The 24,541-nt window shown below is 64.9% G+C and carries 21 protein-coding genes; 14 read left to right on the top strand and 7 right to left on the bottom strand.

The features are described 5' to 3' along the window. The first annotated feature begins 41 nt into the window (after positions 1-41). Genes rfbF through AC3WJD_RS02715 form a run of 7 tightly spaced genes read left to right on the top strand, consistent with a single transcriptional unit; the run spans position 42 to position 7,821 of the window. Positions 42-839: a glucose-1-phosphate cytidylyltransferase gene (gene rfbF, locus AC3WJD_RS02745; RefSeq protein ID WP_492744296.1), complete on the top strand. Its 798-nt coding sequence runs from the start codon at positions 42-44 to the stop codon at positions 837-839. Continuing rightward, positions 836-2,185 (top strand): UDP-glucose dehydrogenase family protein, encoded by a 1,350-nt coding sequence (locus AC3WJD_RS02740; RefSeq protein ID WP_492744295.1) that lies wholly within the window; start codon positions 836-838, stop codon positions 2,183-2,185. The genes rfbF and AC3WJD_RS02740 overlap by 4 nt, the downstream gene beginning before the upstream one ends. Positions 2,186-2,195: 10 nt before the next feature. Then, on the top strand, positions 2,196-3,326 hold the full coding sequence (locus AC3WJD_RS02735) for an NAD-dependent epimerase/dehydratase family protein (RefSeq protein WP_492744294.1): 1,131 nt from the start codon (positions 2,196-2,198) through the stop codon (positions 3,324-3,326). Positions 3,327-3,330: 4 nt separating this feature from the next. Continuing rightward, positions 3,331-4,572: a DegT/DnrJ/EryC1/StrS family aminotransferase gene (locus AC3WJD_RS02730; protein WP_492744293.1), complete on the top strand. Its 1,242-nt coding sequence runs from the start codon at positions 3,331-3,333 to the stop codon at positions 4,570-4,572. A 5-nt stretch (positions 4,573-4,577) separates the two neighbouring features. Further along, entirely contained in the window at positions 4,578-5,846 is a 1,269-nt protein-coding gene (locus tag AC3WJD_RS02725; RefSeq protein ID WP_492744291.1) for a methyltransferase domain-containing protein, read from the top strand. A gap of 16 nt (positions 5,847-5,862) precedes the next feature. After that, entirely contained in the window at positions 5,863-6,813 is a 951-nt protein-coding gene (locus AC3WJD_RS02720) for an NAD-dependent epimerase/dehydratase family protein (RefSeq protein WP_492744290.1), read from the top strand. A gap of 9 nt (positions 6,814-6,822) precedes the next feature. Further along, positions 6,823-7,821: a glycosyltransferase family 2 protein gene (locus tag AC3WJD_RS02715; protein WP_492744289.1), complete on the top strand. Its 999-nt coding sequence runs from the start codon at positions 6,823-6,825 to the stop codon at positions 7,819-7,821. A 23-nt stretch (positions 7,822-7,844) separates the two neighbouring features. Here AC3WJD_RS02715 and AC3WJD_RS02710 read toward each other — a convergent pair whose 3' ends face one another. From AC3WJD_RS02710 to AC3WJD_RS02680, 7 genes are all read right to left on the bottom strand, one after another. Beyond that, positions 7,845-9,164 (bottom strand): pectate lyase family protein, encoded by a 1,320-nt coding sequence (locus AC3WJD_RS02710; protein WP_492744287.1) that lies wholly within the window; start codon positions 9,162-9,164, stop codon positions 7,845-7,847. 205 nt (positions 9,165-9,369) lie between these two features. Then, complete coding sequence (locus tag AC3WJD_RS02705; RefSeq protein ID WP_492744285.1) at positions 9,370-10,539, bottom strand: outer membrane beta-barrel protein; 1,170 nt, start codon at positions 10,537-10,539, stop codon at positions 9,370-9,372. A 104-nt stretch (positions 10,540-10,643) separates the two neighbouring features. Continuing rightward, positions 10,644-11,204, bottom strand: coding sequence for a polysaccharide biosynthesis/export family protein (locus AC3WJD_RS02700; RefSeq protein ID WP_492744283.1), 561 nt, complete (start codon positions 11,202-11,204; stop codon positions 10,644-10,646). Between the two features lie 33 nt (positions 11,205-11,237). Then, complete coding sequence (locus tag AC3WJD_RS02695) at positions 11,238-12,521, bottom strand: O-antigen ligase family protein (RefSeq protein ID WP_492744281.1); 1,284 nt, start codon at positions 12,519-12,521, stop codon at positions 11,238-11,240. Positions 12,522-12,529: 8 nt separating this feature from the next. Continuing rightward, positions 12,530-13,390, bottom strand: a complete 861-nt coding sequence (locus AC3WJD_RS02690; protein WP_492744279.1) for a sulfotransferase family protein — start codon at positions 13,388-13,390, stop codon at positions 12,530-12,532. Beyond that, entirely contained in the window at positions 13,387-14,643 is a 1,257-nt protein-coding gene (locus tag AC3WJD_RS02685) for a DegT/DnrJ/EryC1/StrS family aminotransferase (RefSeq protein WP_492744277.1), read from the bottom strand. Before AC3WJD_RS02685 ends, AC3WJD_RS02690 begins: the two co-directional genes overlap by 4 nt. Before the next feature lie 2 nt (positions 14,644-14,645). Beyond that, positions 14,646-16,661, bottom strand: a complete 2,016-nt coding sequence (locus tag AC3WJD_RS02680) for a polysaccharide biosynthesis protein (RefSeq protein ID WP_492744350.1) — start codon at positions 16,659-16,661, stop codon at positions 14,646-14,648. A 487-nt stretch (positions 16,662-17,148) separates the two neighbouring features. Here AC3WJD_RS02680 and AC3WJD_RS02675 point away from each other — a divergent pair, with 487 nt between their 5' ends. The 7 genes from AC3WJD_RS02675 to AC3WJD_RS02645 all read left to right on the top strand — a co-directional run bounded on the left by AC3WJD_RS02675 (position 17,149) and on the right by AC3WJD_RS02645 (position 24,416). Beyond that, a complete protein-coding gene (locus AC3WJD_RS02675; protein ID WP_492744275.1) occupies positions 17,149-18,348 on the top strand; it encodes a glycosyltransferase in 1,200 nt (399 codons plus the stop codon). Continuing rightward, positions 18,345-20,093: a sugar transferase gene (locus AC3WJD_RS02670; RefSeq protein WP_492744273.1), complete on the top strand. Its 1,749-nt coding sequence runs from the start codon at positions 18,345-18,347 to the stop codon at positions 20,091-20,093. The genes AC3WJD_RS02675 and AC3WJD_RS02670 overlap by 4 nt, the downstream gene beginning before the upstream one ends. Next, positions 20,065-20,991, top strand: a complete 927-nt coding sequence (locus tag AC3WJD_RS02665) for a methionyl-tRNA formyltransferase (RefSeq protein WP_492744271.1) — start codon at positions 20,065-20,067, stop codon at positions 20,989-20,991. Before AC3WJD_RS02670 ends, AC3WJD_RS02665 begins: the two co-directional genes overlap by 29 nt. Next, positions 20,984-21,661, top strand: coding sequence for a PIG-L deacetylase family protein (locus tag AC3WJD_RS02660; protein ID WP_492744269.1), 678 nt, complete (start codon positions 20,984-20,986; stop codon positions 21,659-21,661). The genes AC3WJD_RS02665 and AC3WJD_RS02660 overlap by 8 nt, the downstream gene beginning before the upstream one ends. Positions 21,662-21,669: 8 nt before the next feature. Next, positions 21,670-22,701 (top strand): ATP-grasp domain-containing protein, encoded by a 1,032-nt coding sequence (locus tag AC3WJD_RS02655; RefSeq protein WP_492744267.1) that lies wholly within the window; start codon positions 21,670-21,672, stop codon positions 22,699-22,701. Then, positions 22,698-23,414, top strand: coding sequence for an HAD family hydrolase (locus AC3WJD_RS02650; protein WP_492744265.1), 717 nt, complete (start codon positions 22,698-22,700; stop codon positions 23,412-23,414). Before AC3WJD_RS02655 ends, AC3WJD_RS02650 begins: the two co-directional genes overlap by 4 nt. A gap of 321 nt (positions 23,415-23,735) precedes the next feature. Beyond that, the gene (locus AC3WJD_RS02645) at positions 23,736-24,416 is read left to right on the top strand and encodes a LuxR C-terminal-related transcriptional regulator (RefSeq protein ID WP_492744263.1); all 681 of its coding nucleotides are present in this window, start codon (positions 23,736-23,738) and stop codon (positions 24,414-24,416) included. The last annotated feature ends 125 nt before the right edge of the window (positions 24,417-24,541 follow it).

Raw genomic sequence — 24,541 nt, 5'->3', positions numbered from 1 at the left:
ACTGACAAGGGCGCGGAGCGCGTGCCCGGGGGAGTCCGAACATGAAGACAGTGCTTCTCGCTGGTGGCCTGGGATCACGGCTGGCCGAAGAGACCGTGCGTATCCCGAAGCCGATGGTGGAGGTCGCCGGCCGCCCGATCATGCTCCACGTGATGGATATCTACAGCCAATGGGGGCACCACGATTTCATCGTTGCGTGCGGCTATAAATGCATGCTGATCAAGAGCTTCTTCCATGAACTCCACCTGATGAACAACGATTTCACGGTGGCGCTCGGCAATGGCGGGATGACGCTCAAGCCGACCAGGGATGTCGACTGGAACGTCTCGGTCGTCGACACCGGCCAGCACACCATGACGGGCGGGCGCCTGCTCAGGCTGCGCGACTGGCTCGACAACGAGACCTTCATGGTCACCTATTCGGATGGTGTCGGCAATATCGATATCGACGCTCTGCTCAAGTTCCACCGCTCGCATGGTGGCCTCGCCACGGTGACCGCGGTCCAGCCGCCCGCGCGCTTCGGCAATCTGGAGCTCGACGGCGACCGGGTCAGCGAGTTCACCGAAAAGGTGCGCAAGTACGAAACCTGGATCAATGGCGGCTTCTTCGTCTTCGAACCCGGCGTACTCGACTATCTGCCCGGCGACGACGAACCGCTCGAACAGTCGCCGCTCGCCAATCTGGCGCGGGACGGCCAGCTTTTCGCATACAAGCACAAGGGCTTCTGGCATCCGATGGATACGGTCCGCGACCGCGACCATCTCGACCGTCTGGCCCAAGCGGGCGATCCGCCCTGGATGCAGTTCGAGCGCCGGCTGGTGGAGGCCGCCGCTGCATGAACATCTCGATTATCGGCACTGGCTATGTCGGCCTTGTCACCGGCGCCTGCCTGACACGGCTTGGGCACAAGGTGGTGTGCGTCGATCAGCTGGCGCCGCGCGTAGCGATGATAGCCGAAGGCAAGGCGCCCTTTTTCGAGCCGGGCCTCGAGGAACTCGTCGCCGAGACGGTGTCGGCGGGGCTGTTGTCGGCGACGGCCGATCTCGAAGCCGCAGTTCTGGAGAGCGAAGTGACGCTGATCGCGGTCGGGACCCCCGATGCCGACGGCCATATCGACCTGTCGCAGATCGAGGCGGCGTCGGCTGCGATCGGCCGCGCGCTCCGGTCAAAGCTGGCCTATCACGTCGTTGCGGTGAAGAGCACGGTCGTTCCCGGGACGACCGACAGCGTCGTCGGGCCTGCCATCGAAGCTGCCGCGCGCAAGCCGGTGGGGCCCGAGATCGGGCTTTGCATGAATCCCGAGTTCCTTCGTGAAGGGACGGCGATCGAGGATTTCATGACGCCCGACCGGATCGTGATCGGCGCCTCGGACGCGCGCGCCGCGGGTGTGCTGCAGGCGGTCTATGAAGTGTTCGACTGTCCCAAGCCCGTGGTTTCGCTGCGCAATGCCGAGTTCACCAAATATGCCTCCAACGCGCTGCTGGCGACGCTGATCTCCTTTTCCAACGAACTTGCCGCGCTGTGCGAGCAGACCCCCGGCGCCGATGCCGAGATCGTGATGGACGGGCTCCATCTCGACAAGCGGCTTTCGCCGATTGTCGAGGGGCAACGCGTGCGGCCGGGAATCCTGTCCTATCTGCGCCCGAGCAGCGGCTATGGCGGCAGCTGCCTTCCCAAGGACGTCGCCGCCTTGCTCGCCTTTGCCCGCGACAAGCGCGTGGCGATGCCGTTGCTCAACGCGGTGGCCGAGGTGAATGCGGGCCGGACCGCAGCGGTGCTCGACCTCGCCGAGGAGCGTATCGGCGCCTTTGCCGGCCGTAAGGTCGGCGTGCTCGGCCTCGCCTTCAAATCGGGGACCGACGATCTGCGCCATTCGCCCGCGATCGACCTTGTCGAGCAGTTGCGTGACCGCGGCGCCGACATCACCGTCTACGACCCCGTCGCGACCGAGCTCGCCCGATCGCTGTTCAACGGCGATGTCAAATATGCGCACGATGCGATCGCGGCGCTCGAGGATGGTGATGTCGCGATTATCGGTACCGCCTGGCCCGAATGGGGCGAACTCGACTGGTCGCGCGTGCGGTCGGCGATGCGCGGGAACGTCATTTTCGACGCGCGCAACTCGCTCAGGTCACTCGATGTGCCGAAGGATTTCGTGGTCTGTCCGATCGGGAACGGCGGATGACGGCGCGTAGATGGCGTTGGGGGCAATGATGCAGTTCTACTCGACCGTGGTCGAACGTGACGTGAGGGATCTTCTGGACGATCTCGCCGACATCCTGCCGCGCTTCTCGGGCACCACTGCACTGATAAGTGGCGCCGGCGGCTTTCTGATGAGCTATATCGTCGAAACGCTGCTTGCGTGGAACGCCACGCGCGCCGGCGCGCCCTGCCATGTCATCGCGCTCGACAACTTCAAGACGGGGGTGCCTGAGCGCCTCGCGCATCTCGAGGGCGAGCCGCATTTTCGCCTGTTGCGCCACGATGTGTCGCAGCCGCTCGACCTCGACCAGCCCGTCGACTGGATCGTCCATGGCGCGAGCATCGCGTCACCCACCGTGTACCGGCAGTTCCCGCTCGAGACGATCGACGCCAATGTCGGAGGCACGCGCCACATGCTCGAGCTCGCGCGACGCCATGCTGCGCGGGGTGTGATCGTGATGAGCACAAGCGAAATTTATGGCGATCCCCATCCCGAATTCATCCCGACGCCCGAGGATTACCGGGGCAATGTATCGTGCACCGGCCCGCGCGCCTGCTACGACGAGTCCAAGCGCCTCGCCGAAACGCTCGCGGTCACCTATCACCGGCTCTACGGCACCCCGATCAAGCTCGTGCGGCCCTTCAACGTCTATGGCCCCGGGCTGCGGCTCGACGACCGGCGCGTGCTGCCCGATTTCATGACCTGCCTGCTCGAGGACCGGCCGATTGAGCTGCTGAGCGACGGCGCGCCGACACGGTCCTTCTGCTATGTCAGCGACGCGATCGCGCTGATGATGCGGACATTGGCCTCGCACTTTGCGGGCGACGCGATCAACACGGGCAATGACGAGGTCGAGATATCGATGCGCGCGCTTGCGGAAGCGGTGTCGCGCACCGGAGCAGAGGTACTGGAGCGTGCCCCTATTCCGGTTCGCTTCAAGGCGAGCGAGGACCGTGACTATCTGGTCGACAATCCCCAGCGCCGCTGTCCCGATCTCGGTCGTGCGCGGCACTTGTTCCCGGACTGGTCGCCCAAAATCGGGCTTGAGGAAGGCCTCACCCGGTTCACCCGTCATCTGGTTGAAAAGAACGGGGCTCGCATCCCCGTAAGCGCGGAGGTGTAGTGAGATGCTGGCCGTCACTGAAACCGAAATGCAGCCGCCCGAACGCTTCCTGCGCGTTCCCTATGCGCTGAGCGTCAGCGACGAGGAGGAGGTCGCCGCGGTCGTCGAGGTGTTGCGCACCTCGACGCTGCCCGGACCCAGGGTTGCCGAATTCGAGGCGAAGATCGCCGCGCTGTTCGGCAAGTCGCGCGGCGTGATGGTCAATTCGGGATCGTCGGCGCTGCTGCTCGGCATCGCGGCGATGGATCTGCCGAAGGGATCGGAGGTCATCACCCCGGCGCTGACCTTTTCGACGACGGTCGCCTCGCAGGTCCAGAACGGCCTCGCCCCCGCCTTTGTCGATGTCGACCCGCAGACGCTCAACATCCGGATCGACAAGGTCGAGGAAATGATCACGCCCAATACCCGGGCGATGGTGATCCCCAATCTCATGGGCAACATTCCCGACTGGGATGCGCTGCGTGCGATCGCCGACCGGCACAATCTGCTCGTGCTCGAGGACAGCGCCGACACGCTCGATACCAGGCTGCGCGGCCGTCCCACGGGCGAGCGTGCGGATATCTGCACGACGAGTTTCTATGGCGCGCATATCATCAACTGCGCGGGCAATGGCGGTATGCTGTGCACCAACAGCGAAGAGCTCGAACACCGCTCGCGCATCCTGCGCGGCTGGGGGCGTCGCTCGTCGGTCTTCGCCGAATCCGAAAGCGCCAATGCTCGCTTCGGCATCGAGATCGATGGCATTCCCTATGACGCCAAATATGTCTTCGACATGATCGGCTACAACTTCGAGCCGTCGGAGCTGGGCGCCGCCTTCGGGCTCGTCCAGTATCGCAAGCTGCCCGGCTTCCTGAAGGCGCGGCAGGCGACCTTCGACCGCCACAAGGCGTTCTTCAAGGCCTATGAGGAGTTCTTCCTGCTGCCCGAGATGATCCCCGGCGCGGACGTGACCTGGTACGCCTTTCCGCTCGTCGTCCGCGACGGCGCGCCCTTCACGCGCAACGAGATGCAGATTTATCTCGAGGAACGCGGCATCCAGACGCGGCCGGTCTTCACGGGCAACATCCTGCGGCAACCCGGCTTCAAGACGATCGCGCGGCGCGAGAGCACCGACGGCTATCCCGATGCTGATCTGGTCACGCGCGGCGGCATCGTCATCGGCTGCCATCAGGGGCTGAGCGAAGAACAACTGGCGCATGTGTACGAAACCGCGGCGTCGTTCCTCAAGACCAGGACGGGGAGCTGAATACCATGTCGAGCCAAGCCGTGCTCCAGCCCGTCGAGGGCCCCGCCGATCGCCTCGCGCAATGCCGCGCCTGCCTCGCGCCCGACCCCTATCTCTTCCTGCCGCTCGGCGATCATGCGCCCGCGCAGATGCTGATCAAGCCCGAGGATCTGGCGAGTCCCCAGCCAGCCTTTCCGCTCAATGCGCAGGTCTGCCTCGAATGCGGACTCGTCGAGGTGGCCGACCAGATCCCCGCCGACTTCTTCAGGCACTATCTCTACGTTCCCTCGGGCGCAGCGACGATGCAGAGCCATTTCCAGGGTTTTGCCGATGTCCTTGCCGGCATTGCGGGATCGACGGGGTTGATCGTCGATATCGGATGCAATGACGGGCTGTTGCTGGCAGCGTGTAACGCACGTGGTTGCCGGACGCTGGGCATCGATCCCGCGGCGAACATCGCCGAACTCGCCAATGCGCGGGGCGTCGACGTCCATGTCGCCTATTTCGACCCCGATACGGCGGCCGATGTGGCGGCGGCGCATGGCAAGGCGAAGATCATCGTCACGACGAATACCTTCAACCATATCGGCGACCTGCATCACTTCATGCGGGGCATCGACGTGCTGCTGGCGGACGACGGCCTGTTCGTGATCGAGGTGCCCCGCGCCAAGGAACTGATCGACCACAACGAGTTCGACAATATCTATCACGAGCATGTGTCCGAATTCAGCCTGCTCTCGCTCGTCAAGCTTGGCGCGTTCTTCGACATGGACGTTACCGACGTCCACCGGCTTCCCCATATCCATGGCGGATCGATGCGCGTCTTTCTGACGCGCAACGCTGCGGGCGTGGAGCGGGCGCCGATCGTGGATGAGATGCTCGACGAGGAAGCCGCGGGCGGTATGCTCGATGCTGCAACCTATCAGGCGCTGGTCGAGCGCGTCGATGCGATCGGCGCCGAGTTGCGCGCAATGCTGTCGGACATGAAGGCCAAGGGCCTGAAGATTGCGGGCTATGGCGCGTCGGCCAGGGGCAATACGCTTATCACCTATTTCGGCATCGGCCCGCAATATCTCGACTTCCTTGTCGACAAGAACGTGCTGAAGCACGGCCTCTACTCGCCCAACACGCGGATACCGATCAAGCCGGTCGAGGCGATCGAAACCGAAAAGCCCGACGTGCTCTTCGTGCTCGCGTGGAACTTCTTCGATGAGATCCGCGTCCAGCAACAGGCGTTCCTCGATGGCGGTGGAAAGTTCGTCGTGCCGCTGCCCAGACCGACGCTCGTCGAGTAGGAATGGCGACCCGCCTATGCAGACGCGCACGCTGATCACCGGAGCAGCGGGATTCATCGGATCCCATCTCGTGCGCCGGCTGATCGCGCGCGGCGACGAGCTGCATCTCGTCGTGCGCCCCGAAACCGCGCTGGATCGGATCGAGGACCTGCTCGACCGGGTGCATCTTCATAAAGTGCACCTCGCCGACAGCGTCGCGCTCGCCACCTGTCTGGCCGAAGCGGCTCCGGAACAGGTTTACCATCTGGCGGCGGAAGCGCGACGGACGGGTCAGGTCGATTTTCCCGCGGTCACGCTCTCGATCGAGGAGGACCTGCGCAATCTCATCGCATTGCTCGGCGTGCTCGCAAATCTGCGGCATCCGCCCGCGGTGTTCGTGCGCGCGGGGTCGATCGCCGAATATGGCACCGCCACTGTTCCCTATCGCGAGGATCAGAAAGAGGACCCGTCCACCCCCTATGGCGCGGGACTTGCCGCGGGCACCATGTACATGCGCGTGCTCGAAGGCGTGCTGCCGTTTCGCGCTACGACCGCGCGGCTCGCGCTCGTCTATGGCGCCGGACAGGCAGAGACCTTCATGATTCCTGCGCTGATCCGCGCCTGTCTGGATCGGCGCTCTTTCCATGTCGCACGACCCTGCGACCGGCGCGATCTCATCCATGTCGACGATGTCGTGGACGCGCTGATTCTGCTGGCCGAGCGTCAGCTGCCATGGTGCCATGCAATCAACATCGCGACGGGCGTCGCGCCGACCATGCGCGAGGTCGCCGAGCAGGTGATCGACCTGACCGGCGCCGATCCGGCACTGGTGCGGATGGGCGAACGCGCGCCCGAACTCGGCGCATCGGTACTGCTTGCATCCCCTGACCGCGCGCGGACAATGCTCAACTGGTCGGCGGGAACCGCATTGCGGGCGGGACTCGAGCGGACCGTGGTCGCGATGCAGCGCGCGCCCGCACTGGCATAGGAGGACAAGATGCCGGACATCCCGACAAAGGTATCGGTCCTCGTGCCCGTCTATAACGAGGACATGAACATCGAGCGCGCTTATGCCGAGATCGTCAAGGTCTTCGAGGCGCTGCCCCAATATGATTATGAGATCATCGTCACCGACAATCACTCGACCGATCGCAGTTTCGCGTTGCTGCGCGAGATCGCGGCGAGCGACCCGCGCGTCCGCGTCATCCGCTTCGCGCGCAACTATGGATATGAACGCTCGCTGCTCGTCGCCTATCAATCGGCGACCGGGGCGTGCGCGATCCAGATCGACTGTGACCTACAGGACCCTCCCGAGCTGATCCCCCGCATGCTCGAGCTGTGGCGCGAGGGGCATCAGGTCGTCTATGGCGTGCGCGAAACACCGGAAGAGGGCGCGATCATGCGCGCGACGCGGCGGCTGTTCTACAAGCTGATCGCGTCAATGAGCGATGACGACCTGCCCGTCAATGCGGGCGAGTTCCGGCTGGTAGACGCGCGCATCCTTGCCGAGCTGCGCCTGGTCGACGACACCTCGCCCTATCTGCGCGGGCTGATCAGTTCGATGGGCTTTTCACAGATAGGCTTCCATTATGTCCGCCGCATGCGCATCGCGGGCGAGAGCAAATTCCCCTTCCGCGCGATGCTCGCGCTTGCGGTTGACGGGGTGCTGAACCATTCGCTGGTCCCGCTGCGACTGGCGTCGGCGGTGGGGTTGCTCGTGGGCTGCCTCACCTTCCTGCTGAGCTTCGGCTACATCATCGGCCGGCTCGTCTTCGGACAGGACTGGCCCGCGGGCTTTGCCACGACCACGCTGCTGCTGCTGATGTCGATCTCCATGAACGCGATTTTCCTCGGCGTGCTCGGGGAATATCTCGGGCGTATCTTCATGCAGGCCAAGCGCCGGCCGACGCCGATCATCGAGCAGACGCTCAACATGGAGCAGCCGCGCCACCGACTTGTCTTCGACGCCGACCGGCAGGAGCGCGGCGCCCGCTGATCCGGCGCCACCTGCACGTGGTATCAGGTGACCGGACGGCCGCGCAGCACCTCGCGATGCGCATAGTCGAGGAACTCGTCGATATTCGCCCAGCCATTGCCGTCGGCATCGGCCCAGGCATCGTTGACCCCGACGCTCATCCCGTTGGCGCGTTCCCAGCTGTCCGCCATGCCGTCGCGGTCGCTGTCGGCATAAGGCGTGCCGCCTGCGATCGCGGGGAGTGTCCCGGGACCGGCGACGATCCGCCCCGTGCGTTCGCCGACATCGCGGACGATGCGAAGATCGACGCTGTCGCGCGGGAAGGCGCCCGACATTTCAAGCACCGTGGCATAGGCCTGGGCGGCGGTCTGGGGCGTGAAGGTCAGCGCGCAGGGGGGCTGGTTGACGAGGACGGGCGTGAGCAGCGCCGCCTGTGCGACCATCCGGCCATCGAAGCTGTTGCCCTCGACATAAACGCGCGCCGGACCTGTCGAGGCAATGATCTGCCGGTTGATCGCGGTCGCGGACCCCTGCGTGTTCGGCCCCGCCCTATAATAGTTGTTGACTACGCTCACCGGCGTGCCGCCATAGCTCTCCCAGATCTCCGTGAATTCGTATCGGGCATTGTAGAGCACATTGTTGGCGATCTCGACGCATGAGCCCGGCGGGAAGTTCACATCGGCATTGCGGTCACTGTTATGTGCGCACAGATTCTTGATGAAGCTGAAGCGTTGCGGACCCGTCGGATCGCTGGCGAGCAGCGCGCATTTGTCGTGTTCGGGAATACCCTCGGCAAAGATCGAGGCCGAAACGGTGATGTTGTCGTTCTGCGCGAAACCATTGAAATTCTCGTCGAGCGCCCAGGAGGCGCTGACATGATCGATGATGACGTTGCGGCTGCCCTCGATCGTGATCCCGTCATTGCTGCCGCGGTCTGCGCCCCGCCGATCGGTACGGATGCGCACATGGCGGACAATCACGTCGTGCGTGTTCTTGATGACGAGCGGTGTCAGGCCTCTGGCGCCGCCGCCATGCGTCAGCAATATGCCGCCACCCGGCGCGGTCTGCCCCGCGATGGTGATGTAGGGATTGCGGATGATCGGCCGCGTCGAGGTGAACCGGATCACACCCCCGACGCGGAAGACGCACACGCGCGGGCCGCTGGCGTCGATACAGGCACGCAGCGATCCCGCCCCTGAATCGGCCAGCGTGGTCACCTGGATGATACGACCGTCACGGCCACCTGCTGCGTGGCGTCCATGACCTTCGGCCCCGGGAAATGCGTCCGATCCCGTCGTCGCGGGCAAGCCGTCGGCTGTTCCCGAACAGCCCGGCAGGCAAATGGCAGCAGCCAGGTTTGCCATATGGCGCCAGTGGCGCGACCACGCACGCCCCCGCGCGACATATGGGTTGGCAGGTCGATGTGATGATGAGGTCATGCTGGTGTCCTCCGGCGCTTGCAACCGTGTCGCCTCGGATCGGTTCCGGATCTCGCCCCGATGCGCCCGCACTCCTACCCGATCGGGCCCACCCTTAACTCCCTTGATACAAAGGCCGTTACGGGCAGCGTCAGTAGCGGACGCGCAATCCGATCCCGACGCGGAACTTGTTGAATTCGTCCGTGGCCAGATTCGCCGACCGATCCATATAGGAAGCATCGAGCTTCACCGAGATCGAACGGTTTATGAGATATTCGCCGCCGATGGCCGCGGACCATGTCGTGAGGTTGCGGCTGCTCGCGCCGCGATAGCTCGTGTCGATGATCCCGACCTGTCCGTACATCAGCAGATTGTGTCGAATTTCCTGATCGACCCTCAAGCTGGCGATGGTGTCGGTACGCGCTGTCGCTCCGCCGCGCACAGTGGCGACGTCGCCGCTGGATATCTGCCCGGTGACCGCGGTGCGTACGCGCGGGCGCCATACGATACGCCCCTTTGCCGAAAAGCCCGTCCTGTCGGTGATCGTCGGGTCGTCATATTCCGCGCGGAAGGCGCCGAATCCGATATCGCCCTTGATCCGGTCGGCAATGTCCAGCTGCACGCCGATATTTCCGCCATAGGTCGTCGTGTCACGGTTGATGCCGTTGCGATCGACCGCGGTGCGCGCGTCGCGCGATGTCGCGAAACCCTCGACAAAGGCATCCATGCCGCCGCCTACCTGCATGAATGCACGGACCGCGCCCCGATAGGTCATGATGTCGCGATCGGCGTCAGCCACCGGCAGATAATCGACCTTCTCGACGCCAGCGGTGATCTGCGCGCCCAACCGGCCGGGGCGGTAGGCGTAGCTGAACTCGGCGTTGGCGAGGTCGATTTCGGCTGGCGGTCGCGCCAGGTTGAAGTCCGCTTCCGGATCGGTCCGACGCTCGTAACTGCGATCATATCGTGCCGATCCGGTCAGCGTGTGAACGTCGCGGCGGTACTGGGCGGATCCGCCGATGCCGTAGCTTTCGGTATCCTCGGAGCTGTTGTCCGCATAGCGCAGGATGGTCGCATAGGCGTCGAGGCGCAGGTTCAGGTGCGCCGTACGTTGAGTCGCGCGCACGCGCGGCGCCAGGCTGAAGACGAAGTCGTCGTCGGTCTGCGTCTTGGTCGCGAAGATATTGTCGTCGTAGAGCACGCCGAAATCGGCCTGGGGCGCGACAATGGCGCCGCCGACCCGCAGGTTGCGGGGCTCATAGCCCGGGCGCGGCAACTCCGCGATCGATTCATCCGAATCGACGCCCTGCGCCTGCGCCATGGGAACACCCACAAAGGTACCGACCAATCCGGCCGACAAGAAACGTACTGCCCATCGCATCGCCCGTTCACCTCCCCCTTTCGAGATGAAGCGCGTCACAGCGCTCAGAACCAGCTTTCAAATACGGTGATCGTATCTCCCGGGAGGACCGGCGCGTCGGGCCCAACCTTTCCTTTCACCATCTTCTGCCCGGACTTGCGGGCGACCGAGAATTCTTTCTTGTCCGCGCGGAAGGTGAAGCCGCCCGCGATCGACACCGCCGACGTCACCGAGAGGCCGGGCGAATAGGGATATTGGCCCGGCTTCTGCACTTCGCCCAATATGTAGAAGGGGCGGTATTTCTGCACCTGCGCGCTGACGCTGGGCTGGAGGACGAGTTGCTTGGCGACGATCGCGTCGGCGATCGCCTTTTCAACCTGAGCGGTGGTCTTGCCCTCGACCGAGATGGGGTCGATCAGCGGCAGCGAAATCGTGCCCCCGTCGCCCACCAGATAGGTGTTGGTCATCTGATCCATGCCATAGACGGTGACGCGGATCTCGTCCCCCGAGCCGAGCCGATAGGCCGTGTCGGTCACCTCGTACATCTTGGGTAGTTCCGCTGCAGGGGTTGCGCATCCTTGCAGCCCGCACAGAGCCACCGCGCCGATGATTGCCCAAAACCGCATGGCTGGCCTCCTCCCGTCTATCGACACCATAGCCTAAAATTCCTTGCGGGTCATGGGGTAATGGCTAGCGGGCGCGCTGCCGGCTTTGGGCCTCACCGCCTGGCCCATGATCGCGAAGACGGGTGCCATCGCCAGCAAGAGGGGCACGATCCACTGTCGAGCGTACATATGCGGCGAAGCACCGCAATAGATGGTGAAGATCGCGAACACCGCCAGCGCGAGTGCGCCGGCGAGACGCTCATATCTGAGCGCCGAAACCGCGCCCACGATCAATATCCCCATCATCCACAACCAGCCGAGCAGCGAGGGAAGCCCACCCTCGACCCACAACAGCAAATAGAGGTTGTGCACAGGCTGCTGAACCGCGCTCACATTGCGATACTGGTCGGCGCCGATGCCGACCACGATCGAATCACTGGCCAATCCCCACGCCTCTTCGATCAGTTCGACACGGCCGATAAAGGTGCCTGCCTGAGTCAGTTCGCCGCTTTCCAGCGCGGGTGCGATGCGCGCCTCGAAGGCGCGCGGCAAGGCATAGCCCGAGGCCGCAAGCAGCGCGACCGCGACACCCCCGATCACGAACAGCCGCATGGGCGGCCTGATGCGTCCCGCGACCAGAAATATGATCGTGGCCAGCACCATGCTGACTATGCCCGTGACCGATGCGGTAAGCGCCAGGCCAATGAGCAGTACCGTAATGACTGCGGCAAACAGCATTTGGCCGAGCTGGCCGGCCATCCTCAGATAATAGGCGAAGGGAATGGCCATCGCGATCATCGCGGCGTTCCAGTTGGCATCGGCAAGGAAGGCCGACAAGCGGCCGCCACCCGTCACGAAATCGGGTCCGAAACGCCGCAGCGGCTCCCACTGCCCGCCATAGGCGAAATAGAGCGCGCTGCCGAACAGTTCCATGCAGGCGACGCCGGCGACGAAAGCCTTCATGAAAAGATAGGTGCGCTGGCGGTCATGGCGCATCAGCAGGATCGGGAGCAGCGCGAGGCTGAACAGATATTGCCCTGCCAGCACCGCCCAGCGCGTCGGGTCGCCGTTGATGATGCTGCCCAGATAGAGCCCGCCGAGCATGACCGCGAGCGCGAGCAGCCAATAGGGGGTGAGCGATGCAAAGGGCCGCAGCGGCATGCGGTGGGCGAGCACGATCATCAGCGCGCCCGCGACGAAGAGCATATCGCTGACCGTGAACAGGATCGCGCCAGGACGCCAGGAGATGTAGGGCGCAAGGAACACCGCGAGCGCCAGCAGCGGAGCGGACAGCGACCACCCCATTGTCGCCGTATCGAGATGGGCGCGGGGCCGCATATGCGCCTTTATCCGTGCATGGTCCCGAGGGGCGGGCATTGCGTCCAGCATGTCAGGTCGCGCCCGATCATCGGCTTGAGCGCGTCGATCTCGGGAAGATAGAACTCATACAGGCGCGCGCGAAGATCCTCGGTCAGTGGCGGATAATTCACCGGTCTTGCCAGTGTCCCGCGCACCGCCTTGAACCAGGCATCGTCGCGATAGCGCCTTGCGATGTGCTTGAACGGGCGCGCGAGACGACGCACGCGAAGCGGCAGCAGCGGTGCCTCGCTGTCGTTCCTGCGGGTGCCGAGGCCATCGGGATCGATCCAGGGTTCAATCCCGATATGCGCCGAGAGGGACTGAAGCGTGTCCAGCGGCTGGATACGCACATCATCGTAGAGGATGACCTTGATCTGCGTGTGCGGGAACACGTCGAGAAAGCGCGCGAGATGCGTTGCATAGCGGCCATTTTCGAGAAAACGGCGGTTCTCGCTGCGGCCGGGATGCAGATAGCGCGCGGGGTCGCCCGACACCGTGCCCCGCCGAAAAAGCATGCAATAGTCGGAATAGGCGCGCTCGACGGGATCGCGCAGCTGCACGACCAGCCGTGCCTGAGGCAGCATGGCGCCGATGCGCCGCGCCGCCTGCGAATGCGAAAGATAGTCGGCGGATTTCTCGCCGATCAACACGCCAGGGCCCGCTGCGCGGAATTGATCGGCATACCATTGCCGGCCGCGCTCGAACTCGGTGCTGAAAAAGTGCGGCTCGGGCCCCGGCATGAATATGTCGGGATGCGCGCGCAGCTGATGCGCGATCCACGTCGTCGCGGCCTTGATCGCGCCTATGATGATGAAACCGGGCAGTCGATCGACGGGGCGTTCGATCATGCCGCACGCTCCTCGGCGGTCCCCATCGCGACGATTTCGCGCAGCGTGCGGCCCATCTCGGCGACCATGTCGTCGTCGAGCGTGGGATCGATCGGAAGCATCAGGCTCGTCTGGCCGAGACGGAGCGCCGCGGGTCGCGGGCTTTCGGGGCCCAGCCCGGATCGGACAAACGCCTGCTCACGATAGATTTCGGGGCATATGCCGCTCTGGCACGGTAGCCCGGCGTCGATCGCGGCCGCGATGATCGCGTCGCGCGACCAGCCCGGGGCCAGCCATTCGGGCCGGACAAAGGCGTAATATTTATAGTGCGCGGATGATATGCCTTCGGGCGGGGTGATCAGTCGCAATGCAGCCAGCCCCGACAGGGCGTCGTTCAGGATCGCGGCGTGCCGTGCGCGATCGGCGAGCCAGTTTGGCAGCTTCTCGAGTTGATGGAGCCCGATCGCGGCCTGCATCTCGGTCATCCGATAGTTGCTGCCAAAGGATTCGTGCAGCCATTTGAACGCAGCGCCGGGTGCCTGGCCGACCGTCAACGCGCGGCTTTTGCCATGGTCCTTGTACGCCCAGGCCCGCAACCAGGCGGCATCGTCGCGCAGCAACAGCATCCCGCCCTCTCCGCCGGTCGAGATGATCTTGTCGGTGCAGAACGAGAATATCGCCGCGTCTCCGAACGAACCGACCGGACGGTCATTGAAGCGCGCGCCATGCGCCTGCGCGCAGTCCTCGACGATCTTGATCCCGTAGGACTCGCTCAACACGATCAGCTCGTCCATCGGGCAGGGGTAGCCGCCGAGATGCACCGCCACGATCGCGCGCGTGCGCGGGGTCATCACGGCAGCGACGGTTTCGGCGTTGAGGTTTTGCGTATCCGGATCGACATCGGCGATGACGGGGACGGCGCCGCAGGCGACGGCGCAGCTGGCCGACGCAATGAAGGTTCGGGCGGGAACGATCACCTCGTCGCCCGGGCCGACGCCGAGCGTGCGCAGCGCGAGTTCGAGCGCCAATGTGCCGTTGGCCAGCGCGATCGCATGCGGCATGTCGCACATCTTGGCGAAGGCATCCTCGAATGCACGACAATGTTCGCCATGGTGCAGCGCGTTGACGCGGCCCGAACGCAGGATATCGGCGACCGCCTCGATCTCGTCTTCGGCATATACCGGCCAGCGCGAACGGATCGTGGTGCGGGGATGCGGCAGCGCTGCGGTCCTGACGGGGGCATGGCCGTTCTGCGGAACGCTCAGATAGTTCATCGCTATGCGCTCCTGACGATCGTGCCCGCGACGGGTATTGCGCGGCGGCCACCGGCGATCGCGGACAGGGCCGGCTGGGCGATTTCGACGGGCGCTGCGCGCGACTGGAGCACCTGCTCGAGCCGCGCCAGCACCGTGGCGGTGTCGCCCTTGCGCGTCGCGTCCGCGAGCCCGTCAAAGGCGCGGTTGAGCACGCTTAACGGGATCGATGGCGGTTCGGCCTCGAATACCCCGGGAACACTCGACGGCAGCTTGTTTTCGCTTTCATCGAAGAGTTCCTCGAACAGCTTTTCGCCGGGGCGCAGCCCGACAATATCGATCGGGACGTCGCGCTCGGGGACCAATCCGGCGAGGCGGATCATCCGCCGCGCAATGTCGAGGATCTTGATAGGCGCGCCCATATCGAGGACGAAGATGCGGCCACGGCCGAGATCGCCCTCGAGCGCGCATGCCGTGCTTTGCAGCGTGAGCTGCACCGCCTCGTGCACGGTCATGAAATAGCGTTCGACATCGGGATGCGTAACGGTGAGCGGCCGGTGCAGCTCGAGCTGACGCTGGAACAGCGGAATCAGCGATCCGCTCGAGCCCAGCACGTTGCCGAAGCGCACCGTCATGAAGCGCGCGGGATTGTCGGTCCGGCAGTTTTCAAGGTCGAGCGCCTGGCAATACAGCTCGCCGAGCCGTTTGGTCGCGCCCATCACGCCCACCGGATTGACCGCTTTGTCGGTCGAGATCTGCACCATCGCCCGTGCGCCCCATTGCCGGGCCGCGTCGGCGACGTTGCGCGTGCCGAGCACGTTGGTCATCACGCCCGCGCACGGATTCTGCTCGACCAGCGGGACATGCTTCAACGCCGCGGCGTGGAAGACGAGTTCGGGGCGGAACTGCTCGAAGGCGTCCATCACGCTCTGGCGCTGGCGGATCGAGCAGAGCACCGCCGAGCGCGGCACGTCCGGGAAATGCTCGGCCAATTCCATGTCGACCGAGTAGAGATTGAATTCGCCCGCATCGAGCAGGATCACATGCGCGGGATTCATCGAGGCGATCTGACGGACAAGCTCGCGCCCGATCGTGCCGCCGGCACCCGTCACGAGCACGCGCCGGCCGGCTATCGCCCGATTGATCGCGGCATGTTCGAGCTGGGTTTGCGGCCGGCCGAGAAGGTCGGCAAGGTCGATCGCCTGAAGGCTGAGCGGCGCCTGGCGCGCGGCACCGGGATCGGCAGGATGCAGCGAGCGGACCACGCGCAGCCCTAGGCCCTGTGCTTCCGACACCAGCCGGACGATGCGCTGCGGCGGCAGGCAACCGCCATTGCCCGCGATGATCAGGGCCTCGGGCCGCTGACGCGCCGCGTCGAGCTGCTGAACCGCCTGCTCGAGAAAATCAAAGGCGCCCAGGATCGGAACGCCGTGCAGCTTCAGGCTGACATCCCGGCCGGTCAGATCGAGGATGCCGACGGCGCGATAACCCGCCCCGGGCGCGATTTCGAGCTGGTGGAGCAGCACCTCGGCATTCTCGGGCGAACCGACAATGATCGTGCGCAGCGGCTGCGTCCGCGTCTCGTCGTCCCTGGGGGTTGTCAGAGCGCTCACGTTCAGGCGATCGCGTAGGGTGCGTCTGACGAAGCGCGCGCTGCCCAAGAACACGACGAGAATGAACCACTGCACGATCGGCAGCGACAGCGGCATCCATTCGGCGCGGCCGAGCACGACGATCGCTAGGGTGCTACACGCAATGGCGGCGGTTGCCGCCTCGACGAGAACCGCCATATCGGGCATCGAGGTGAAGCGCCACACACGGCGATGCAGGCCAGCGACATAGAAGACGAGCATGGCCGTCACGATCGTGACGGGCAGCGCGTCAATGAGGCCCTTCATCATGTGCGGCGGGATTTGCCCGTTCATCCGCAGCGACAGTGCCATCGCAAGCGCCGCGCCCGTGGCGAGGCTGTCAGCCGCCAATATGACCGCGTTGCGGCTGTAACGGCGAAATCTGGGTGTCGTCAGCAAGTCCAACACGAGCCACAATGCCCCCACCATTGATCATGCACGGAACGTTGTCCGGCATGCGGTTGATGTCGCGACCCACCGGCTGAAGTGTGGAGTGCTCCGGGCCGGCCCCGTTCGCTGCCTTTGCCGAATGAACGGTCGGCTCGCGGCGCGCTCCACAAGGTGAAGAATATGTTCATAAACGCGCAAATGAACGCGCTCATCGGAGCAAGCTGAATCGGAGTAGCGCTCCACCCCTTTTGATGTGCCAGCTATCCCAGAGGCCGAATTTGGCCGGAGAGTCGCCTCTGGGGGTAGTTTTCGTCATTCTGGCGGCCTGGTGTCGCGCTCCACGGCGATCGCGGATGCGCCGCACGGCGGTTGATGCGTGCACAGCCGCTTCGAAAGGATAGTGACCGGAATTTCCGGCCGCGCGCCATCGCTGGAACGCTAGCATTCAGGGCGTAGCTGCCGGGCGGAGGATCGGCAGGAGTTTGTTCGGGGGCGGTCGGGAATTATGCCGGAATTGACGCTGCTGCACGTGATCACCGCGCTCAATGTCGGGGGCGCGGAAACCATGCTCGCCCGACTCGTCGGCGCCGGTATGGACGAGCAGTCCGGCTTCACGCAGCGCATATTGAGCCTGATGACCCCAGGTCCTGTCGGCAAGCGGATCGCGGCGGGCGGCACCCCGATCGACGCCTTGTCGATGCGCCCCGGTCTTGGGTCGCCTGCCGCGGCGCTGCGGTTGATGCGCGTGGCGCGAGCTCGTCGCCCCGCTCTGGTGATGGGGTGGATGCACCATGGGCATATCGCGTCGTGGCTGGCGGTGCGCGCGGCGCATAGCGCCACTCCGTTGATCTGGAACGTGCGGCATTCGCTCGATGATATCCGCAACGAGAAATGGACGACGCAGCGCGTGTTGCGGCTGGGCGCGACGCTTTCGAAACGGCCCGCGGCGATCGTTTACAACGCGCACGCGGCGCGCGCGCAATATGAAGCGCTGGGCTATTGCCCCGAACGTTCGCTGGTCATTCCCAATGGCTTTGACTGTGGGCTGCTTCGCCCCGACCCCGATGCGGCAAGGCGCGTCCGAAGTCTGTTCGGCATCGGCGAGGAAGCCGTACTCGTCGGCATGGTAGCGCGCGCGCACCCGATGAAGGATTCGGACAATCTGGTCGAGGCGGTCAGCCGCGCGCGCGCGCTGGGCGCCGATATCCACCTGCTCATCGTCGGGCAAGGGATGACCTCGCCGGAGGCGTCGCATGTCGGCGCAGTGGCGCGAGCGCTGCCCCGCGACCGATACACGCTATCCGAAGGTCGCCCGGACGTCGCATCATGGCTCGCGGGTCTCGATATTCTCGCGCTGCCATCCGCCTGGGGCGAGGGCTTTCCGAATATCGTTGGCGAGGCGATGGCCTGCGGCGTCCCCTGCATCGCGACTGACGTGGGGGAAAGCCGGCGAATCATCGACGACACGGGTTATGTCGTGCCGCCGCGCGATCCCGAGGCGCTGGCCCGGGCGCTGGTCGCGCTGGCCGAGGCCGGTGCCGAAGGCCGGCGGCGTCGCGGCGCCGCGGCGCGGACCCGCATCGAACGCCACTATGCCCTAGCCGATATCGCGACTCGCTACGCCGATCTCTACCGCGACGTGCTCGACCGCCATGGTGCGGCCGCCCTGGGCCGCAAGCCGCATGAAAAGGGCGCGCTGGCATGAAGCTCGTCGTCGTTGCCAGCCTCGCCTATTCACTCGTCAACTTCCGCGGCGCGTTGCTGGCGGCGATGGTCGAGGCGGGGCATCAGGTCATCGCCTGCGCGCCAGAGGAGGATGCCGAGGTCGCGCAGCAGCTTGCCGCGATGGGCGTGGAATATCGCCGGGTCGCGATGCGCCGGACGGGCACCAATCCCTTCGCGGATATCGCCACGCTCATCGCACTGATCTCGCTGGTGCGTCGCGAACGTCCGGACGTACTGCTCGCCTATACGCAAAAGCCGATCATCTATGCGGGCATCGCCATGCGCATCGCCGGCCGCGGCCGGTTTTTCGCGATGGTCAGCGGGCTCGGCCATGTCTTCACGCCGGGCGCTGGATCGCGCTGGCTGCGCACGGTGGTCGCGCGACTTTACCGGATCGCGGTGGCTCGTGCTGCGGCGATATTCGTCTTCAATCGTGACGATCGTGCTGAGATGCTGCGCCATGGTATCATCGATGATGTGCATGTCGTGGTCCAGGTTCCCGGCTCGGGGATCGATATCGACCGCTTTGCCGCCCAGCCTGTACCCGCCGGCCCGCCATGCTTCCTGATGGTCGCGCGGCTGCTGCGCGACAAGGGCCTGTGCGAGTTCGTGGACGCTGCGCGGCTGCTGCGCGAACGGGGCGCGCAGGCGCGCTGCGTGCTGCTCGGCCCGCTCGATTCCAATCCCACGGGCATCGGCGCCGCCGAGATCGCGCGCTGGCATGACGAAGGACTGATCGAATATCTTGGCGAAACGCGCGATGTGGCGCCGGTGCTCGCGCGCGCCACGGTGTTCGTGCTGCCCAGCTATTACCGTGAAGGGCTGCCCCGCACGATCCTCGAGGCGATGGCTATTGGCCGCGCGGTGATCACCACCGATATGCCCGGGTGCCGCGAACCGATCGTCGAGGGCGTGAACGGATATCTCGTCCCGCCGCGCGACGCGGCCGCGCTCGCCGATGCCATGGTGCGCTTCATCGATGACCCCGGACTCGCCGTCGCCATGGGCGCCGAGGCGCGCCGCACCGCCGAGCAGATCTATTCCGTCGACAAGGTCAACGCGATCCTGCTCCGCACCATGGGGCTCGACGGCGGCCATAAGGTACTGCGCCCGGGTCGCAATCGCGTCGGACAACGGATCTGCGACGTTGTCGCGGCGTCGCTCGGCCTTGTCGTGCTGGCGCCGGTCGCGCTCTTCGTCGCGCTTCTCGTCGCGCTGTTCATGGGGCGGCCGATCCTTTTCACGCAGACGCGCAGCGGCCTTCATGGCCGGCTGTTCCGGCTGTTCAAGTTCCGGACGATGACGCAGATCTGCGGCCCCGACGGGCAACTCGCCGATGATGCAGCGCGGACCGCGCGCCTCGGCCGTATCCTCCGCCGCTTGCGGCTCGACGAGATCCCGCAGCTCGTCAACGTGCTGCGGGGCGATATGAGCCTGGTCGGTCCGCGGCCGATGCTGCCCGAATCAAAGCTGCTCGCAGGCGAGGCGGGTGCGCTTCGCGGCAGTGTGCGGCCGGGACTGACGGGCTGGGCGCAGATCAACGGCAATACGCTGCTGACCGAGGAGGACAAGCTTTCGCTCGATCTCTGGTATGTCAGAAACGCCTCAGGGCGGCTCGACGTCCGGATCGTGCTCCGCACGTTGGTCGTGCTGGTGCGCGGCGAGCGGGTCAATCATCCAGCGATACGGAGCGTGTATGCGGGCGATGCTCGTCGGCGCGGTTGAGAGCACGCGAATCGCACTTGAAGCGATCGCCGCGTCGCCCCAGTGGTCGCTCGCCGGAGTGATGACGCTACCAGCCGATCTGGCTGCACGGCATTCGGACTTTGTCGATCTCGGCACCGATGCAGAGCATGCGGGTGCGCGTGTCCTGCGCATCGCCAACAGCAACGGTCCCGAGGCGCTTGACGCGGTTGGCGAGGTGGCGCCTGATTGCACCTTCGTGATTGGCTGGTCGCAGATCTGTCGGCCGACCTTTCTCGAGGCCGCCGGGGGCAGGGTGGTCGGCTATCATCCGGCACCGCTGCCCCAGCTTCGCGGGCGCGCGGTGATCCCGTGGACGATCCTGCTGGGCTACAACATCACCGCGTCGACGCTGTTCTGGATGGATGACGGCGTCGACAGCGGGCCGATCCTCAACCAGCATTTCCTGCATGTCGGTGCGGCGGAGACGGTCGGGGCGCTCTACGCGCGTCACATGACCGCGCTGTCCGCCATGCTTGCCGAGAGCCTTCCGCTGATCGCGACGGGGCAGGCACCACGCGTTCTCCAGGATACGCAATATGCGAGCTGGGCGGCGCGGCGCACACCCGAGGACGGACGGATCGACTGGTGCCGCCCGGTGGAGGAGGTCGATCGGCTGATCCGGGCGGTCGGGCGACCCTATCCGGGCGCCTTCACCGGCAGCGGGACAGAACGACTCATCGTCTGGCGGGCGCAGCCATGGCCCGAGGCTACGCGCCATGTCGCGTCGGCGGGACAGGTCATCGCGCGCGACGCGACGGGCTTTGCGGTATGCTGCGGCGACGGTCGCGGCCTGTGGATCAGCGAGTGGGATTGCGCCGGAGGCTTGCCCAAGCTCCATGCGCGGCTGGGCGTTGAAGGGGGAGGGGTGCGTGCTTGAAGGGATCCGTCGCGCAATGGTGATAGCGCCGCACCCCGACGATGAGGTGCTCGGGTGCGGCGGAACGATCGCGCGGCTTGCCGCCGCGGGATGCCGGGTCAGCGTCGTGCTCGCGACGCGCGGCGGGCCGCCGCGCTACGCGCAGTCCGCGGTCGACGCGCTCGAGGCGGAAATGGCGAGTGCGCACGCGCGGCTCGGGGTTGCCGAGCGACACTGGCTCGACTTCCCTGCCGCCGAACTCGATCGCGTGCCGCACGCCCAGCTCAATGACAGGCTGAGCGCCCTCATCGCGGCCGAGCGGCCCGACGCCCTGTTCATTCCCTTTGTCGGAGACATCCATCTCGACCACCAGATCCTGTTCCAGTCGGCACTGGTCGCGGCGCGTCCATGCTTCGAGGCATTTCCCCGACTGGTGCTCGCCTATGAGACACTGTCGGAGACCAACTGGTATGCGCCTTATATAACCCCCGGATTCCAGCCAACGCTGTTCGTCGACATCGCCGATCATCTCGATGCCAAGCTCGAGGCGTTCCAATGCTATGCCTCGCAGGTCAGACCGTTTCCGCACGAGCGGTCAACCGAGGCGCTTGCGGCGCTAGCGAAGCTGCGCGGCGCAACGATGTGCAGGGCCGCGGCCGAGGCCTTCGTCCTCGTCCGGGCGCTGGGGTGAAGGCGGCGATGCGCGCGTTGCCTGCAGGACAGATCGAGGGCACCGCCCCGGTGCCGGGCGGCGCGGGAGGGCAGCGTATCGCCATGCTGATCACTTCGGCGGGCAGGCGCGTCGAACTGCTGCGCAGCTTCCGCTCCTCGGCGGCGACGCTTGGCGTGGAGCTGGCCCTTTTTGCGTGCGATCTACGCCCCGAATGGAGTCCCGCCTGCCATGAGGCCGACCGTGCGTTCGCGGTGCCGCGCGCCGATGATCCCGGCTATGCCGATGCCGTGTTCGCGCTCTGCCGGGACAATGGCATTTCGCTCGTCGTTCCGACCATCGATCCCGAGCTCTATCCGCTGGCGCTGGCGCGCGACAGGTTCGCGGCGATCGGGACGACCGTTTCGATCAGTGCGCCCGAGCTTGTCGACATTGCGCGCGACAAGCTGCTTACCGCCGAATTTCTGGTGCGGCATGGCATTCCCGCGCCGCGCACTGCCGCGCTCGACATCGCGGCGGAAACCGCGGACCAATGGCTCTGGCCGCTGCTCATCAAGCCGGCGCATGGCAGTTCGGGCCGGGGCGTCCGCATCGTCCGTGATGTCGCCGAGCTGCGCGCAATCGACACCGACGAGCCCTTTGTCGCGCAGGAGCTTCTCGCGGGGCGCGAGCATACCGTGAACATGTTCTTCGACAGGGCGGGGCAATTGCGTTGCGCGGTCCCGCACGAGCGTATCCAGATTCGCGCGGGTGAAGTCGAGAAGGGGATAACGCGGCGATCGCCCCAGCTAGAGCACATCGCCGCCGATCTCGCAGCGGCACTGCCCGGGCCGCGCGGCGCACTGTGCTTCCAGGCGATGGTCGACGATCGCGGCAACGCGAGGGTCTTCGAGATCAATGCCCGATTCGGCGGCGGATATCCCCTTGCGCATCGGGCGGGCGCTACCTTTTCCACATGGCTCCTCGAAGAAGTGATGAACAGGCCTCCGACCGCACATGACATGTGGCGCGAGAATGTCGCGATGCTGCGTTATGACGCGGCGGTATTTGTCGTGCCATGATCGCGCAGCCCTCACCGCAGGAGCGTGTCGAACGCGTTGTCGTCTTCGACCTCGATGACACGCTGTACCTCGAGCGCGACTATGTCGTGAGCGGATTTCGGGCGGTCGGGGCATGGATGCAGCAGCGGTTCAGGATTTCGGGCTTTGCCGAATGCGCTTGCGCGCTTTTCGACGCGGGATGCAGGGGGGACGTGTTCGACCGGACCTGCGCCGATCTCGGTATCCGCGCAACCCCTGAGCTGATCGGGCAGGCGGTCGACGTCTACCGGCGGCACTCGCCCGAGATTCGCCTGGCGCGCGATGCGGAGAAGCTGCTTGGCGCCGAACGGCCGCCGGGGCTGCGTCTCGCGCTCGTGACCGACGGGTTTCTGGTTGCGCAGCAGCAGAAGATACGCGCGCTCGGGCTCCCGGCGCAGGGGCTGTGGCCGTTGATCTGCACCGATCTGTGGGGGCGCGCCTATTGGAAGCCGCATCCGCGCGCCTTCGAATGCATCGAGGCACTTTACGGGCTGTCCGGGCAAAGCCTTACCTATATCGGGGATAATCCTTCCAAGGATTTCGTGATTCCCAAGCAAAGGGGGTGGCGGACGATTCGGATCGATCGGCCCCAGCGCGTCAATTTGGTCGAGCCGGTGCACCTTTCGGGCGAGACCGATCTGACCCTTGTGGATCTGTCACGGCTCGACTGGACAGAGATCTACGCCGAAGGATGACGTACGTAATAATCCCATTGGAAATGCCATCCGAATGGCATTAGCCTCTTCTTAACGCACTGAGAGGGTGTCTGTCACATCTGCGGCAAAAGGTGGCGGGTTTGCTGTATCGGCAATCCGAGTGACCGTCTATTGGTCCGTAGTGGGACAGAAGAATTTATTGTGCGTATATCTGTTGTCAGAGATGCAGATCTTTAATTGGCCGAATAAACAAGGCTCTTTGGCAACAAATATTAATCTGTTCAGGGACGAAAATCTTTTAAAGGTGGGGGTCGCATAATCCTTGTTCCATGGGTTGCCAGAAGCGCAATGGAGGGTGTTATGCGTGACAATATTCAGGTATCTATTCTCGGCAGAAACGAAATAGTTCGGGAGGGACTGAGAAGGATCCTTACCGAACAATCTTTCAACGTCCTCGACGTCGTCCAGGATGCCGAACAACTCAGCGGTGACAATGAAAACGGCAACCTGCATTGCCTGTTCATCGTCGATTCCACGTCGGACAAGGAAGGACTCGACTCCTGCCGGAAGCTGCGCCAGCGCTTCCCCGACTGTCGTGTCGTCATAATGGCCGACAATTATCGGCTCGACGCGATTGCGCGTGCGTTCGAAGCGGGCGCCGACGGCTATCTGGTCAAGGCGATCTCGTGCGAACCGCTCGCGGGCGCGCTCAATCTCATCGCGCTCGGCGAGAAGGTCGTGCCGACCCAGGTCGTGGAATCGCTGACCAATATGCACTGGCAGCCCGCCAGCGGCGACTGGGAGGCGAGCCGCGCCTCGGTCAACCTGTCGGATCGCGAGATCGAGATTCTCCAATGCCTCGTCTGCGGTGAGGCCAACAAGGTGATCGCGCGACGCCTCAACATCACCGAGGCCACGGTCAAGGTGCACATCAAGGCGATTCTCCGAAAGCTCAACGTGCTCAATCGGACCCAGGCGGCGATCTGGGCGGTCATGCGCGGCATCGGCGAGGAGGATCAGCAGATCGCCTCATGCAACTGAGCCCTGGGGCGGGCTGGCCGGCACCTGCTGCGGCGGTGTCGCGCCTAGCCCGATGCCCGCGCCCCTACTTCCAAAGGGAATTTGTCGAGTGCGGCGCTAATCTCCAGAGTCGCCGGGCTATCTAT

Source organism: Sphingobium sp. FW306-1B-F04DB (assembly GCF_058781925.1).
Note: the sequence above shows the minus strand (reverse complement) of the source record. Positions and strands in the feature narration are given on the sequence as shown.